Raw genomic sequence first — 13,081 nt, 5'->3', positions numbered from 1 at the left:
TTTTAATTCCTTAATCTAAACTTCTTATATGCATTGAGACTTAAATATTCTCGCTTAGCTGGTCTTTCCCAAATAGTCCGCCAGTCTGTTTCACGTACGACAATGTCATAGTAAGAACTAATCCAATAATCCTTGTCTTGTTTATCAATAGGATAGGATGCTGCAAAGTCCTTGAAATGAAGACAATCAAATAGGGCCTCAAACTGATAAAGATCCCGGCAGTAGTCCCACAAATTATGATAGTCTACCAGACGAGCTTTACTTGGCTGTAAGTATCTTGAATAAGCTAGCTCGTAATAAGCTAATGTTATGACTAATTTAAAATCCATCTGAGATACTCTGTCTCCACAAAGATAACGACGATTCTCTAAGATATGATTCAAATAGGTCAAGGACTCATAAAAATAATCATAAGACTCAATATATACTGGCAAATCATTGGTTATTAACAGAGTCTTTAGACATGATCCTGTAAGTTTATCTACAAGCTGTAACTCCTCTTGGTAGTCTAGAGGATTAAGTAAATCCAAACCTTGCTCTAAAAGTTTGTCAATAATCCAGTTTTCAATACTTTCTACGTCTTTGAAAATCGTATTGTCATCTATCTTTAGACTAACTGCTTCTGCATAACCTTTTTTTTGCATAATTTGACTCATTACTACCGCTTAATAAGTGACTTAAGCAAGCCAAATAACAAGCTCGATGATCATAGGGGTCCCACGTTAATTGATAGTTAACCATCAATCAGCCTCCCTTTTTTGTATACATTATCAGGATCTGAACTTAAGTAGTCTCTCGATTGCCCCGCTCTCCAAATGGAATCAAAATCAATTTGCTTTGCGAAACGGCTATTGAAAGACAAATAAGGTTCGGCTTCTTCCGTTTCACTAGGTAACATAATTTCCTCAAAGAAGGTATTGGTTGAAAAAGCAGGAATTTGATAAAGTTCTCTCGCATAATTCCATAAATTTGGATAGTCAACCAATCTTTTCTTAGTTGGACCTAGCTGATAAGCATAACGTATATCTAAACGAGTTAAAGTAGTATATAGGCGAACATCACTATCCGTAACATAGTCCCCCAATAAAAACCTTTGTTTACTTAAACGTTCTTCCAAACGATCCATTCCTGCATAGAAGCCATAATACGCCTGCCAATAAGCTCGTTTAGAGCGAGCAAATGTGGCTCGGTATACGGCATTATTAACATTATGAAAAAGCCAATCATTTAGCTGGTCGATTATTTCTCTATCTGCTTTAGGGTATAGATCAGGTGCATATTCTGATTGATATTTCTTGAAATCTCTTTCAAAATACAAGGTCAAATGATGGAAATCATTATTGACCACTTTTCCTGTATTCGAATCGATCAAAGCAGGGACTGTAGGACGTAAAGTATAGTCAGTAGAGGCCTTTGAGTATGCATCATTTAAATAGCGGATACCTAAGACAGGATCTACCCCCTCTTGGTTACCAGTAAACTGCCAACCTAGTTCCTTTTGTCCCTTTAGTTTTTCTACTAATGTCTTACTTATACAATCTGTAAGACCTAACAGATCTAAGACAATTGCAGCTCGATTAGACCATTGACAAATTTTAGCCCACGCTAAACGATATCTCCCTGGTTCAACCGGTAACTCTCCAGGGCCAAAGCCTTGACTCAACTGATTAGATTGCCTATTAAAATATCCTCTATTATCAATTTCTGCTAGCATCTGTTTCTGTCTAGATGAGCCATGTAGTTTCTCCATCTTACCGTCTCTTCTCTCCCATCAATTCTCCATTGACATAGGTTTTCATAATCGGCTTCAGTTCAGTCAAATGATTAACAACCGGACAATCCATAAAGCTTTGAACCATATCAGCAATCGAATCTTCAGGTAAGTTATCAGGAATGGTCACTTTCAAATCATATTCTGGAAATTCATCACGACGTGTATCTTCGACCTTAGCTTCTAGCTCAAGTTCTATATCTGAATAATCTAAGTTATGAGCTTGACAGTATTTGGCCAAGTTGACTCCTTGACAGGTCAGAATAGCCGATAAAAAGACTTTCCAAGGGTTAAATGAAATACCATTTCCCCCCCGTTCCTCTGGATAATCGGTAATTAAGGTTGTTTCTCCAATTTTAGTCTTCGTTACCAGACCACCTGGAAACGTTAATTTTAAATTTTCTTCACTCATGTACTACCTCCATTCCACGCAAAAAAGCCTTCGCATTTGCGAACGCCTATCTCGTCATCAAAATAATCAGATTAATTGAAAAAAGCAAGTTCTCTATAGGAGGTAATTACGGATTATTTAAAATATCAAAAGATAAATACTCTAATGGTAAAATTTACACACTCTTGCTCAGATCTATCATCCTTTGATTTATACTTTTTATAATCTAAAAAATTATTTCTAAATTATCTCCAATTGCTGATCATATTGAAGTCGAGGGCTGCATTCACAAATTTCACTAACATAGTGCGCATAGTGTCCATTCATCGTCTTTTCATTTGTATTTGCACCCCCATCTCTTAAATCGTTCTCATTATAGCACGCTGCATTCTCTTGTTCAATATTTATCATAGCCATATCTAATCAAACTTTAATAAAAACTATCTCATTATTAATATTTATCATATTTCCTTTCTCTTCTTGATCACTTGTGATCGTTTTTTTATTCTAAAAGTATTAGGCTATTGATTGACAATACCGATCATAGAGACTAATATTAAATTGATTATTTATGCTATATAAAAGTAAGTTGAATAGAAGGAGAAATTAGAGACCATGAAGAAACGTTATAACATTGTAGGGAGTTTCCTGCGACCTGCCCAAGTCCTCCAAGCCCGTAAGCAACACAGCCAAGGACAGATTTCGGACGCCGATTTACGTCAAGTGGAAGACCAGGCCATCCGAGAACTTGTCGCTAAGCAAGTTGAGCTAGATTATGGCCAAGTGACAGACGGCGAAGTCCGCCGCACTTGGTGGCACCTCGACTTTTTCTGGGGGCTGACTGGTATTGAAGCGGTGAATCGCCATCGGACCGCAGCCAATTTCCACCTATCAGAAACAGAAGTCAAGTACCAGGCCGATAGCCTAGACTTGGTGGCCAAGCTATCAGGAAGCAACCATCCCTTCATTGATGATTTTATTTTTCTCCGGGATGTGCTGGCTGACTATGAAGGTGTGGACGCCAAGCTGACCCTGCCTTCGCCAGCCCGACTCTACTATGACTTGACCTCAACAGAGGCAGGATTAGCCAATGTTAAACGGATCTACCCCAACAAGGAATCCCTCTTCGAAGATATCCAGTCGACCTATCAGACAGTTCTCGAAGACCTTTACCAGGCTGGGGCTCGCTTCCTCCAGTTCGATGACCCGATTTGGATTACTTTAGTCGACCGCGAGCGTTTCGAGAAAATCTATGCCTTCCGCAATGAAGCTTTCGATCCATTAGCTGAATCTTTAGCCAAAGACTTCGTTCAAGTCAATAACGCGGTGCTTAAAGGACGGCCAGATGACCTGGTGATTGCCACCCACAACTGCCGGGGCAACTTCCGCTCGCAATGGGCGTCCCAGGGGGCTTATGATGCCATCGCTCCTTATGCTTTTGCCCAGCAAGACTTCGACCGTCAGTTCTTAGAATATGATACGGACCGGGCAGGCGGGTTCGAAGCGCTCCGCGAAGTTCCCAATTCTGTTGATGTGGTCTTGGGTCTGATCACTTCCAAACAAGCTGATCTCGAAGATCCCGATACCATTATCCAGCGTGTCGAAGAGGCTAGCCACTATCACCCCTTAGACAAGCTCTATCTCAGTCCCCAGTGCGGCTTCGCATCAACGGAAGAAGGCAACCTGTTGACCGAAGCCGACCAATGGCAGAAACTCGCCCACATCCGCGATATCGCCCGTCGTATTTGGTCCGATGCCGACCATGTCCACTAAGAAAGAAGGATACCCATTATGAATAAATTAACCAAACGCCTCAGTCTCAGCCTTGTGAGCCTTTTATTCCTCGGGGGCTGTGCCCTCGCTGACAGTGGGGCCAGCTCGACTGCCTCGTCAGCATCTAGCGAAGCTGACTCAGCCACTGTCGTAGCAGGGACAGGCGGAATGCCCGCCCCCTATGTCACCGTTGACAACCAGAATAATTTAACCGGTTATGACATTGATGTCATCAAGGAAGTCTTCAAGCGCCTGCCTGATCGCGAGCTTAAATTAGAGCTCACTGATATCCCTTCAGTCCTCACTGGAGTGAATACTGGCAACTATGATATTGGGGTCAATAACTTTAGCTACAACGAAGAACGGGCTCAAAACTATCTTTACTCCTACCCTTATAACAATGCCAAGTATTGCTTTATCCACCACAAAGATAATAAAATCGAGAGCCTCGACCAAGCCGCTCAAGCTGGCCTGACCTATATCGGCGACCCTTCAACCAACAATACCGCTGCGGTCAAGAAGTATAACGAAGACCATCCCGACAAGCCGATCACTATCGAATACTCAGACGCTGAAATACCGGTGAAATACCAACAGATTGAAGCGGATCCGAAGAAGTTTGCGATCGATGACTATCCGATCTACAACCTTAACCAGGAGAACTACCACTATGACCAACTGGAAGCCCATCCGATGAGTGACCAAGATAAGGATTACTTGAACTCTTCCATCTTGGCCTACTTCCTCTTCGCTAAGAATGACAAGGGGCAAGCCCTGCGCGATGAAGTCAACCAAGTACTCAAGGAAATGGCTGAGGATGGCACCATTAAGAAATTAACTGAAGAACACTTCGGCCAGGACCAAACCCCTGCCAAAGAACACTATGAGAAACCCTTAAACTAGGAGGCTAATGAGATGGAAATCCACCGAGTTCAAGGTCCAGGCTGGCAGCTAGCAGGTGTCCATTATATCCGTATTGCGGCTTCTAACCCAGCCCCTCTCTCTGCGCCCCTGCCCTTGGAGTTCGCCGATGACCAAGCAGATAGCCGTTATATCCTGGTCATGGAAGGCGAGCAACCTGTCGCCACTTGCCGGATCCGTCAGATTGATCCCAAAACCGGTCAGATTGAACGGGTAGCCACTGTTCCCTCTCAGGAGGGACATGGCTACGGCCGGGCAGCGGTTCAAGCCGCTGAAGCCTGGCTGGCCGAATCCGGTTGCCAACATTTCTTGATCAATTCCAGGACAGCTGTCCAGGCCTTCTATGAGAAACAAGGCTACCGAGTCATCAGCCAGGAAGTGACCGGCGAACCACCTTTTGACTGTATCTTAGTCGCTAAAGACTACTCACCAAGTAAAGGAGACGATAATCATGACTAAAGACCACATTGCGCGTAGAGAAGATGCCCATGAAATCAGTGAATCTGGTGCCTTTGTCCGCCAGAAGAACCGTTTTGACACTCCATTCGGTGATGGACAAGGCCAATTGCCGGTTGAAGCCGGTCGCTACCGCCTGCTCTGGGCGCCCATCTGCCCTTGGGCCCACCGGTCTGTGATCGCCCGGGAACTCTTAGGCCTCCAGGATGTGATCTCTCTGGGCACTGCCAAACCCGTTCGGACGGATGAAGGCTGGGAGTTCTCCGAAGATCCTAATGGGGGCATCTTACCAGGCTCTGACTATAAATACCTGCCTGAAATCTACGCTGCAACGGATCCTGATTATGAAGGTCGGGCTACCGTGCCAACTGTTGTCGATACGCAGACGGGCAAGGTGGTCAACAATGACTACTTCAACCTCACCTACTACTGGGAGGAAGAGTTCAAGCCCTTCCACAAAGAAGGGGCTCCGGACCTCTTCCCTAAGGCTCTCCAGTCCGAAATTCGTGAATTTAACGATATGCTCTTTAATGAGGTCAACAATGCGGTCTACAAGTGCGGCTTCGCCCAAAGCCAGGAAGCCTATGAAGAGAACTACGACTTGCTCTTCAACCGCTTGGACCAATTGGAAGAGCGCTTGAGCACACAGCGCTATCTCTTCGGTGACCAAATTACGGATAGCGACATCCGCTTCTATGTGACCCTGGCCCGCTTCGACGTGTCCTACTATCCTGAATTCAAGGCCAACCGCAACCGCATCATCGACTTCCCGAACATCTGGAACTATGCCAAGGACCTCTACCAGACACCGGGCTTTGGCTCCACAACTGATTTTACCCAGATCAAGATGGGCTATTCGCTAGGTAATGTCGGTCATAATCCCTACCATATCCTGGCTAAGGGGCCTGATACGTCTATTTGGAATGCCCCCCATGACCGCGACCGCTTCAACTAAGGAGGTTAAACATGAGCAAACACCCTGTCTTCGCTAAGGAAATTCAGGCTGATGGGTCTTTTGTCCAGCAGGGTAATGTCCTGTCTAAGCCCTTCTCTTATGAAGAAGGGGGCCTAAAACCTGAAGCCAACCGCTACCAGCTGGTTTGGATGCCCGCCTGTCCCCATGCCCACAAAGTCGTGATCGCCATTCACCTCTTGGGCTTGGACACGATTATTCCGATCTCTGCAACCGGCCCCTACCGGACAGACGAGGGTTGGGTCTTCTCCGACTATCCCGGCGGCCGTGATCCACTCACAGGGGCTAGGTCAACTCTGGAGCTCTACCAGCGCAGCATTCCGGACTATGACCTCCGTCCCACCGTTCCCCTCATTGTCGACCTCCGCACCGGTCAGGCGGTCAACAATGACCACAAGACCCTGACCCTCCAGCTAGAGACTGTCTGGCAGGACTTCCACGCTAAAGGCGCCCCTGACCTCTACCCTGAAGCCCTCCGTCCAGAGATTGACCGTCTCAACCGACTCATCTATGAAGAAATTAACGTTGGCTTCTACAAGGTTGGCTTTGCGGAGAGTCAGTCGGCTTACGAGCAAGCCTATGATAACTTATTTGAAAGTTTAGACTTTCTAGAAGATCGCTTGAGCCAAAGTCGCTATCTCTGCGGAGACCAGTTGACCGATGCCGATCTGAGACTCTACCCTTCCTTGGCCCGCTACGACGTGGTCTACTATGATGAATTTCGTTGCCGCGAACGTCGGCTCAGAGACTATCCCCATCTCTGGCGCTATGCCCGAGAGCTCTACCAGATCCCTGCTTTTGGGCAGACGACCGACTTTAACTTCATCAAGGCATCCTACTACCGGTCGCCCCATCTCAAGGCCCTCTTCGGCAACAGCCACAACATCCTGCCTAAGGGGCCTGACCTTACGCCTTGGCAGCAGGGACCGACCAACTAAGTGATTGCAAAGGAGTGTTATCTTGGAGAAATTATTTGACTTTAACTACATGCTGGAGGCCATCCCCAGACTACTCGAACGCCTCCCCGTTACCCTCGAATTAACTGCTCTCGCCATGGTCCTAGGACTAGTCTTGGGGATTGTCATCGCCCTCATCCGCCTAGAAAAACTTCCTATCCTAACCCCCTTGGCCCGGCTCTATGTCTCCTTTGTGCGCGGGACACCGATTATCGTCCAGCTCTATATTTCCTACTTCGGTCTGCCCCTCTTCTTGAAGTACCTCAACGCCCAGTTCGGCTGGCAGCTCAATGTCAATGGCATTCCAGGTTATGTCTTCGCCATCCTAGCCATGGGCATCAACCAGTCGGCCTACCTGTCCGAGATCTTCCGCGGGGCCTTCCTGTCTGTTGACAAGGGGCAGATTGAAGCTGCCTATTCGGTGGGAATGACCAAGGGCCAGTGCTTCAGACGGATCCTCTTCCCAGAAGCCCTAACCATCGCTATCCCGGGGCTCGGCAACTCCCTAATCTCTCTGGTCAAGGGAACTTCCCTGGCGTTTGTAACTAGTGTCGTCGAAATGACCGCCCAAGGGAAGATTATCGGCGGCCAGACCTACCGTTATTTCGAAGTCTATATCGCACTAGCTCTTATTTATTGGTTGGTGACCATTCTCCTCGAATTGATCTTCTATTTGATTGAAAAACGTCTGGCCTTACCAGACCAAGCACCCCAAGTGAAGGAGGGAGCCTAAGCCATGATCCACATCAATGAATTGAGTAAATCGTTTGCAGATAAGACCGTCTTGGACCACTTGTCCTTCGATATCCAAAAAGGAGAAGTGGTTGGCATTATCGGACCTTCCGGCACCGGCAAGTCGACCCTCCTCCGCTGTCTCAACCGCTTAGAGACGCCTGATCAGGGTCAGATTAAGTTTGATGGCGAGTCTTATTCGCTCACCAGCCAAAAAACAGATGAGATTACCGAAATCCGTCGCCAGACAGCCATGGTCTTCCAACAGTTCAATCTTTTTAAGCGGAAGACTGCCATTGAGAATGTGACCGAAGCTCTAGTAACCGTCCAGAGGCTTCCAGCTGACCAGGCCCAAGCCAAGGCCAAGACGGAACTCCACCGGGTCGGCCTGGCAGGCCATGAGAAACACTACCCCCACCAGCTATCGGGCGGCCAGCAGCAGAGGGTCGCTATCGCCCGAGCCATTGCCCTAGAGCCCCAGCTCCTCCTCCTCGATGAACCCACCTCTGCCCTCGACCCTGAACTCGTTGGCGAGGTCCTCAGTGTCATTAAGGAAATCGCTCAAGCTGGTTATACCATGCTCCTGGTCTCCCACGAAATGGCCTTCGTCCGCGAAGTCGCTGACCGCGTCTTCTTCCTCGATCAAGGCCACATCCTCGAAGCCGGCCCCGCCGACCAAGTCTTCGACCAGCCCAAGAGCAACCGGGCCAAACAATTCTTCTCCAAAGTCAAAGAAAGATATTAACTATACAGCTTCTCCCACAAGCAAGACTCGCCCCGTTTGGATTTCTCTCCAAATTGGGCGAGTTTTTCGCTTATAAATTACCCTTACCTTCTCATTTGACAGCCTGTAAGCGCTGCCCTATCCTAGACTTAGAAGCTTTTCCAGGGAGGATTAATTATGAAGAAAGGTCAACTAAGCCTCGCTACCGCTTGCCTATTTCTTTTTGCCTGTCAGGCCGAACCCATTCCTGAACTCAACCAAGCCAAGGTCCAAGCAGAACCCGACGAAGAGATTGCCCAGATTTTTGATCTGCCCTTAACCAGCGATCCGACGATCAAGGCCCGGCGCTACCATTTCATTGACTTACAAGGGACTCAAGAAAATGAACCCTATATCGACTACTTCCAGGCCCTGCGCCAAGTCAACCAAGAGCTCACCGACCTCCAGCTCCCCTCGGGCAAAATGCAGGATCTCAATCTCCCCTGCAGGTATGGGGGTTAAATTGAGAGCTTCTGGATATCTCGTATCAGAATTTGCCCTTGTTCAAGATGATTCAACCAGACCTAGTTGACAATCCCCTTCGATTAAGCCATGTAGGAAAGAAAGTAGGCAGGTGTTCTCCCTAGCTTGGGAAGAACACCTGCCTACTTATTTCGTTATTCCTATTTGCGCGCAGCTGCCTCAAAAGCAAATAGAGGCCGGCTATTTGCTCTCAGCTGGTCTGAAAGCAAGTTGAAGGCGACAGTTTGCATTCGGCAGGGTTGAAAGCAAATTGAAACTGGCTATTTGCACTCGGATGGTCTGAAAGCAAATAGAAGCTGGCAGTTTGCATTCGAAAGCTCTGTGTGCAAATAGAGACGGCAACTTGCGAAAATACTCCCTAGCTGGTTTCGTGATAAGAACATTCATCCAATTAGCATGCACCTCCAAATACAAAAGCGCAACGAAAGCTCACCCATATGATTTAACAAAGAAAGACAAAGCAAGCCGGTGTTCCCTCCCTAGCTTGGGGAGAACACCGGCTTGTTTTTTTTGATTGCTTATTCTGCTTCAAAGTCTGCTTGGATGGCCTTAAGCAGCTCAGGATCGCTGAGGACGTCGTAGCCGGTCCGGGCCAGGATTTCAATGGTAGTCATCATGGCCTGGTAGCCGGCTTCTGTCTTGGTACAGTCGCGGAATTCGGGGGTGTGGCCGGAGATTTTTTGGCCGTTAGTGATACCGTAGTAAGGATTAGTAGCGGGCACGACATGGCTGACATTGCCCATGTCTAGGGACCCGACCACTTCATTGGGATCGGGATCTGACATCTCCACACCTAGAGCTTCAGCGTTGGCGTTGTAGGCGTCGTCCAGGGGCCGGTTGGTGACCATGTCGTCGTAGGTCTTCTCATAGTTACGATACTTCATGGTGCAGCCAGCTGCCTGGGCGGCGCTCTCCGCCATGCGGATCATCATCTCGCGCAGGACTTGGACATAGGCCTTGTCGCGGGCCCGCACATAAAAATGCGCCCGGGTGTAGTCGGGGATCACATTAGCGACCTCGCCCCCATCCTTGATCACCCCGTGGACGCGGGCGGTCGGTAGGATCTGCTGGCGTTGGGCATTGACCAAGTTGAAGAGGTTGATCACTGCGTCAAGGGCATTGATTCCCTGCCAGGGTGCCGCCGCGGCGTGGGCATTCTTACCGAAGAATTCGAATTCGAGAGCCTGCATGGCCAAAGAGGGGCCGCTCTTGGTGTTGGCATCGGAGGGGTGGGTGCAGAGGGCCACGTCAATGTCATCGAAGGTATCGGCGGCGGCCATGTCCACCTTGACCCCGTCCGTTTCTTCGGCGGGCGTGCCCAAGACCACGACGCGTCCACCTGTCTCAGCCAGGACCTTGGACAAAACAATCCCGGCAGCTGTGTCAACAGTCCCCAGCATGTTGTGGCCGCAGCCATGCCCGATTTCAGGCAGGGCATCGTATTCTGAGAGATAAGCTACTGTTGGGCCGGGTTTGCCAGAATCATAAGTCGCCCGAAAAGCGGTCTCAAAGCCCAGGTAAGGTTTTTCAACTTGGAAGCCGTGTTTTTCCAAGAGGTCAGCGTGAGCCTGGGAGGACTTATACTCTTCCAGTCCAAGCTCGGGATGGTCGTAAATATAATCGCTCAAGGCTTGGAATTCTTCTCTTAAATCTGCACAAATTTTACTTAGTTGTTCTTTTCCCATAATATACCTTCTTTCTAGAATGGACCGTAACCCATCAGGTGCGCTGCAATGACGAAGACCAGGCCAATTAAGAGCCAGATCAACATCAGGGGCATGGCGAATTTGACCCACTTACTATAAGGAATCTTGGCGATCGCCAGTTGAGCCATGAGGATGCCGGACATGGGCATGATGGAATCCAGGAAGCCGTTGCCCAATTGGTAGCAGAGGACAGCGGTTTGCCGGGTCACGCCCAGGGCATCGGCCAGGGGCACAATAATCGGCATGGTAACCGCCGCCTGGCCACTCCCTGAAGAAATAAAGAAATTGATGATCACCTGGACCACATAGATCCCCACGGCACTCAGGACGCTCGGCAGGTTGGCGATGGCGTCCGACATGGCATGGATAAGGGTATCAATAATCATGCCGTCTTCGAGAATGACAATCAGGCTCTGGGCCAGGCCCACAATCAAGGCCGCATAGACCATATCCTTGGCCCCTTCGATGAAGCCATCCGCAATTTGACCGGCTTTTAGGCCGCCAACCATGCCGGCTAGGATGCCAGCGCCGATGAAGACCGCGCCGATCTCCGTAATATACCAGCCGTAACCGATGACGCCGACCGCAATCACCACGAAGCTCAGCACAAAAATCGCTGCAATAATCTGCTGGCGGCGGGTAAAGGCTAGGGTCTCACTGGTCTTGCCTTCCGACGCTTCCTCAGCCTTGGCCGCCTGCTCTTCCTCATAGACAATGGACTGGCTGGGATCTGCTTTGACTTTTTTCGCATAGCGCATCAGGTAAACGGTTGTCGACAGCCAAACGACTGCGAAGAGGACCAGGCGGAGGCCAATCCCCGAGAAGAGGGGCAGGTCAGCGATGGACTGGGCCACCCCAACTGAGAAAGGATTCATAAAGCCCGAGGTGAAGCCCAGACCAGCACCCAGGCCGATCATCCCCACACCAACCAGGGCATCATAGCCCATGCCCCGAGCCAGAGTCACGCCTAGAGCAATGAAGAGGATGGTCTCCTCACTCAAACCAATCGTCGACCCGGCAATCCCCATAATCAGAAGAACGGATGGAATCACTAGGGTCTCCTTTCCCCGCAAGGCGTGGACCAGGCGGCTGAGCGCCGCTTCAATAGCTCCAGTCTGGTTCATCACGCCAAAAGCACCGCCCACGATAAATAGGAAGTAAGAAATATGTTGGCTCCGCTCAAAACCAGCTGGCAGAGACTTTAAGATATCAAAGATTCCCTGGGGCTGCTGGGCCACATAGCGGAAGGAGTTAGGATCGATCACCTCCCGGCCATCCACCATAGTCCGGGCAAACTCCCCCGCTGGCACGACCCAAGACATCAGAGCCGCAATCACAATAAAAGCAAACAACAAAACATAGGTATGCGGGACCCGGAGCTCCCGCATATCCGACCACAATCTACTCACAATACTCGCTCATTTCTATCTAGTGTATCCTGTTGCCATTCACCTTAGTTCACCTATGTAAGCGCTACCATAAAGTTCACTAATCCAGGCCAATGTACAACACAATCAGTTCAGATTCTACCATAAGTAGAGGGTGTGAACAAGAGCGGGTAGACTTGAATGATTGGAGGCTCATCAAAAAAGGCTGACGCCAGTCAGACGTTTTGATGAGCTGAAATCACTTCAAGTCTGCTCTTGTGAACCCGACTAAGCAGGGTGTGAACAAGAGCGGGGAGCTTTCGTTCACTGGAGCAAGTCGCCAGAGCAGTGTGCAAGACTGCGGCGGAGACTTGTGAAGTGACACGAAAGCTGCTCTTGTGAACCCGACTAAAGGGTGTGAACAAGAGCGATTAGCTTGGGATGCTTGGAGCAAGTCAGAATAAGGGCAAGCCATGCTTGCACGTTTCTGACTTGCGAAAGCACTCCAAAGCTGCTCTTGTGAACCCGACTAAAGGGTCTGAACAAATGCGGGTAGCTTGGGATGCTTGGTACAAGGCTTGCACTCCTCTATTTGCGTGCACCAGGTCTGAGAGCAAATAGAAACTGGCTATTTGTGCTCGGCAAAGCCTGAAGTCAAATTGAAGTTGGCTATTTGCATTCGATAGGCCCTGAAGGCAAACTCCAGTCGGCTATTTGTCCTCAGCCGTCATGCAGGCAAATTCCAAAAGCCAACTTGTCTTCGCTGACCCCTGAGTGCAAATAGGGAGC

13 protein-coding genes are annotated in these 13,081 nt (G+C 48.8%); 8 read left to right on the top strand and 5 right to left on the bottom strand.

Translation table 11 applies throughout. From position 1 onward, the window contains the following. Nucleotides 1-2 precede the first annotated feature (2 nt). The 3 genes from HMPREF2626_RS09405 to HMPREF2626_RS09395 all read right to left on the bottom strand — a co-directional run bounded on the left by HMPREF2626_RS09405 (nt 3) and on the right by HMPREF2626_RS09395 (nt 2,183). Nucleotides 3-644, bottom strand: a complete 642-nt coding sequence (locus tag HMPREF2626_RS09405; RefSeq protein WP_070620564.1) for a glutathione S-transferase family protein — start codon at nt 642-644, stop codon at nt 3-5. 89 nt (nt 645-733) lie between these two features. Beyond that, on the bottom strand, nt 734-1,750 hold the full coding sequence (locus HMPREF2626_RS09400) for a glutathione S-transferase C-terminal domain-containing protein (protein WP_070620561.1): 1,017 nt from the start codon (nt 1,748-1,750) through the stop codon (nt 734-736). 1 nt (nt 1,751) lies between these two features. Then, nucleotides 1,752-2,183, bottom strand: a complete 432-nt coding sequence (locus tag HMPREF2626_RS09395) for an OsmC family protein (protein WP_070620557.1) — start codon at nt 2,181-2,183, stop codon at nt 1,752-1,754. Between the two features lie 594 nt (nt 2,184-2,777). Between HMPREF2626_RS09395 and HMPREF2626_RS09390 the strand changes: the two genes are divergently transcribed. The 8 genes from HMPREF2626_RS09390 (at nt 2,778) to HMPREF2626_RS09355 (ending at nt 9,198) form a co-directional block, all read left to right on the top strand. Further along, entirely contained in the window at nt 2,778-3,935 is a 1,158-nt protein-coding gene (locus HMPREF2626_RS09390; protein WP_070620554.1) for a 5-methyltetrahydropteroyltriglutamate--homocysteine S-methyltransferase, read from the top strand. Between the two features lie 18 nt (nt 3,936-3,953). Continuing rightward, nucleotides 3,954-4,838: a transporter substrate-binding domain-containing protein gene (locus HMPREF2626_RS09385; protein WP_070620550.1), complete on the top strand. Its 885-nt coding sequence runs from the start codon at nt 3,954-3,956 to the stop codon at nt 4,836-4,838. 12 nt (nt 4,839-4,850) lie between these two features. Further along, entirely contained in the window at nt 4,851-5,315 is a 465-nt protein-coding gene (locus HMPREF2626_RS09380) for a GNAT family N-acetyltransferase (RefSeq protein WP_070620547.1), read from the top strand. Next, nucleotides 5,308-6,267 (top strand): glutathione S-transferase family protein, encoded by a 960-nt coding sequence (locus HMPREF2626_RS09375; RefSeq protein ID WP_070620544.1) that lies wholly within the window; start codon nt 5,308-5,310, stop codon nt 6,265-6,267. The genes HMPREF2626_RS09380 and HMPREF2626_RS09375 overlap by 8 nt, the downstream gene beginning before the upstream one ends. 11 nt (nt 6,268-6,278) lie before the next feature. Then, on the top strand, nt 6,279-7,223 hold the full coding sequence (locus HMPREF2626_RS09370; RefSeq protein ID WP_070620540.1) for a glutathione S-transferase C-terminal domain-containing protein: 945 nt from the start codon (nt 6,279-6,281) through the stop codon (nt 7,221-7,223). Nucleotides 7,224-7,245: 22 nt separating this feature from the next. Next, nucleotides 7,246-7,974, top strand: a complete 729-nt coding sequence (locus HMPREF2626_RS09365) for an amino acid ABC transporter permease (RefSeq protein WP_141744624.1) — start codon at nt 7,246-7,248, stop codon at nt 7,972-7,974. 3 nt (nt 7,975-7,977) lie between these two features. After that, on the top strand, nt 7,978-8,718 hold the full coding sequence (locus HMPREF2626_RS09360; RefSeq protein WP_070620537.1) for an amino acid ABC transporter ATP-binding protein: 741 nt from the start codon (nt 7,978-7,980) through the stop codon (nt 8,716-8,718). A gap of 156 nt (nt 8,719-8,874) precedes the next feature. After that, the gene (locus tag HMPREF2626_RS09355) at nt 8,875-9,198 is read left to right on the top strand and encodes a hypothetical protein (protein WP_070620534.1); all 324 of its coding nucleotides are present in this window, start codon (nt 8,875-8,877) and stop codon (nt 9,196-9,198) included. 539 nt (nt 9,199-9,737) lie between these two features. Here HMPREF2626_RS09355 and HMPREF2626_RS09350 read toward each other — a convergent pair. Together HMPREF2626_RS09350 and HMPREF2626_RS09345 are read right to left on the bottom strand one after the other, a co-directional pair. After that, complete coding sequence (locus HMPREF2626_RS09350; RefSeq protein ID WP_070620532.1) at nt 9,738-10,904, bottom strand: M20 family metallopeptidase; 1,167 nt, start codon at nt 10,902-10,904, stop codon at nt 9,738-9,740. Nucleotides 10,905-10,918: 14 nt separating this feature from the next. Continuing rightward, nucleotides 10,919-12,334: a YfcC family protein gene (locus tag HMPREF2626_RS09345; protein ID WP_210382816.1), complete on the bottom strand. Its 1,416-nt coding sequence runs from the start codon at nt 12,332-12,334 to the stop codon at nt 10,919-10,921. Nucleotides 12,335-13,081 lie beyond the last annotated feature (747 nt).

Source organism: Aerococcus sp. HMSC062A02, assembly GCF_001809535.1.
Lineage (GTDB): Bacteria > Bacillota > Bacilli > Lactobacillales > Aerococcaceae > Aerococcus.
The sequence above is the reverse complement of the archived record's forward strand: the minus strand, read 5'-3'. Positions and strand labels throughout refer to the sequence as shown.

Excerpts from the sequence above, each read along its gene's own strand:
- HMPREF2626_RS09400 (WP_070620561.1), bottom strand. The coding sequence starts at position 1,750 with ATGGAGAAACTACATGGCTCATCTAGACAGAAACAGATGCTAGCAGAA.
- HMPREF2626_RS09350 (WP_070620532.1), bottom strand. The coding sequence starts at position 10,904 with ATGGGAAAAGAACAACTAAGTAAAATTTGTGCAGATTTAAGAGAAGAA.
- HMPREF2626_RS09370 (WP_070620540.1), top strand. The coding sequence starts at position 6,279 with ATGAGCAAACACCCTGTCTTCGCTAAGGAAATTCAGGCTGATGGGTCT.
- HMPREF2626_RS09355 (WP_070620534.1), top strand. The coding sequence starts at position 8,875 with ATGAAGAAAGGTCAACTAAGCCTCGCTACCGCTTGCCTATTTCTTTTT.
- HMPREF2626_RS09395 (WP_070620557.1), bottom strand. The coding sequence starts at position 2,183 with ATGAGTGAAGAAAATTTAAAATTAACGTTTCCAGGTGGTCTGGTAACG.
- HMPREF2626_RS09360 (WP_070620537.1), top strand. The coding sequence starts at position 7,978 with ATGATCCACATCAATGAATTGAGTAAATCGTTTGCAGATAAGACCGTC.
- HMPREF2626_RS09385 (WP_070620550.1), top strand. The coding sequence starts at position 3,954 with ATGAATAAATTAACCAAACGCCTCAGTCTCAGCCTTGTGAGCCTTTTA.
- HMPREF2626_RS09405 (WP_070620564.1), bottom strand. The coding sequence starts at position 644 with ATGCAAAAAAAAGGTTATGCAGAAGCAGTTAGTCTAAAGATAGATGAC.
- HMPREF2626_RS09390 (WP_070620554.1), top strand. The coding sequence starts at position 2,778 with ATGAAGAAACGTTATAACATTGTAGGGAGTTTCCTGCGACCTGCCCAA.
- HMPREF2626_RS09375 (WP_070620544.1), top strand. The coding sequence starts at position 5,308 with ATGACTAAAGACCACATTGCGCGTAGAGAAGATGCCCATGAAATCAGT.
- HMPREF2626_RS09380 (WP_070620547.1), top strand. The coding sequence starts at position 4,851 with ATGGAAATCCACCGAGTTCAAGGTCCAGGCTGGCAGCTAGCAGGTGTC.